Here is a 1,619-nt window from a genome sequence, read left to right as displayed (position 1 = left end):
TCCCTCTGATGGCCGTGTCATAGAACCAAGCAAGTTCATCCATTATCTAGAGCAAAGTGGGGAGATCATTCCAACAACAGAGAATCTCATTACAACCATTTACCGCGACTTATCGCCTTTGATGAGTCAAAACACCGAGTTTTATTGCAGTGTCAACATCACTCCTCTGCACCTCCAAAATGACGATTTTTACCACTATTTAAAGCGGTTTCAGCACGACTACTCAAAACTTACGCTTGAATTAACAGAACGCCAACCGATTGAAAATTTAGCGTTTGCCAGTCAGCGTATCGCCTTACTCAAAACATTAGGGCTTAAAATAAGCCTTGATGATGCAGGTACCGGTTATGGCGGAAACTCCTATTTGCATTATTTCGATATTGACACTATCAAAATAGACAAAATGTTTACACGCTCCATTGATGAAGGAAAGTCCGCTGTTCTCGATGGGTATATTGAAATGGCTAAACAATTAGAACTCAATCTAGTAGCGGAAGGAGTTGAAAATAAACTCGAAGCTAAAGGGCTTTTATTAAGAGGCGTCTTTCAACATCAAGGTTACTACTACGCCAAACCTATGTCGATTGAAGATCTCCATCGCTGGACTTTAGATTACGGTTATACTCACGAGCGGGTTAGTGAGACGCTCAACTAAAAACGTCACGGAGCTTGCCTTATTCAACGACGAGCGCCCAAATAGATATCATTTTTTGGTGAGCTTTCATGGCCAGCAGCGAAACACTGGTCTCTGAAATTCGATTTAGAGAGCGTTGGAGTTGTATGTTGTTGTGCTATAAGGAGTTTCCTTTCTTTTTGAGGAAGGTTAACAGCCTGCGAGCACCATCAAATGATGCGAGTCGAAAGGGAAATCAGCACATAAAACAGCAAGCCCTTACTCGAACTTAATTGAAATCAGTAAAAGGTAACGACGAGGCGTAGTAGCGCAGGCGTTCAAGATTACAACGATATCCTTTTAGATACAGCTGACTGCACATCTATGAAAAAGATAACCACCTGCAAAAGTAGGTGGTTATAAGTTGGAATATCAAAAACTCATACGTTAAACGTTAGGGAACTGAGACGCAGGACGCGTACAACTCTTCTTCTCCCAGACTCAACCCTCCGCCGCCATTCCTGAGGTCTATATTAAAAAAGCCAGGACCTCTACTCTCAATTGACCAGTAATTTAACCTGACTGGCCAGCCGCGCGCGTTGAACATATTGCCGTATGTATTGAAGAGCAATTCTAACTCATTTTTTGTTGCCAAACGCCAGTTGGTGCGTCCTGCTAAATCCTCGTTACTATATGTACTACATAATCTACTTGCATTATCCCAAGAGAACCAAAAGAAATCTCCAGCAGGCCCAGAAGTTCCAATTTCTTGCGTAAAACCATTATTTGCACTTCCTCCAATGGAGGATAAAAATAATTTTGAGGGTGAATTGGTAAACAACTTCCCATTCCCAGTATCGAATAGATCAATACATGAAGCACCGACGGACAGACATCTATATACCTCCACGCTCACTGTGTTACTGGTGACGCCATCTTTAGTGGCGGTTATCGTTGTTTGGCCGACGTTGACGCCAGACAGGAAGCCTGTCGGCGTTACTGTCGC

At 42.8% G+C, this 1,619-nt stretch carries 1 protein-coding gene and 1 pseudogene; one reads left to right on the top strand and one right to left on the bottom strand.

The annotated features are described in order from the left end of the window. Nucleotides 1–655 (top strand): EAL domain-containing protein (locus F0232_RS24880; RefSeq protein ID WP_171751092.1); only part of this gene is annotated, 655 nt, incomplete at its 5' end. Between the two features lie 412 nt (nt 656–1,067). On the opposite strand, the pseudogene F0232_RS24875 reads toward F0232_RS24880, so the two are convergent. Then, nucleotides 1,068–1,619, bottom strand: a pseudogene (locus tag F0232_RS24875) (DUF1566 domain-containing protein); the annotation flags it as partial.

Origin of the sequence: Vibrio sp. T3Y01, assembly GCF_013114525.1 — a bacterium.
GTDB classification, from domain to species: domain Bacteria; phylum Pseudomonadota; class Gammaproteobacteria; order Enterobacterales; family Vibrionaceae; genus Vibrio; species Vibrio chagasii_B.
Note: the sequence above shows the minus strand (reverse complement) of the source record. Positions and strands in the feature narration are given on the sequence as shown.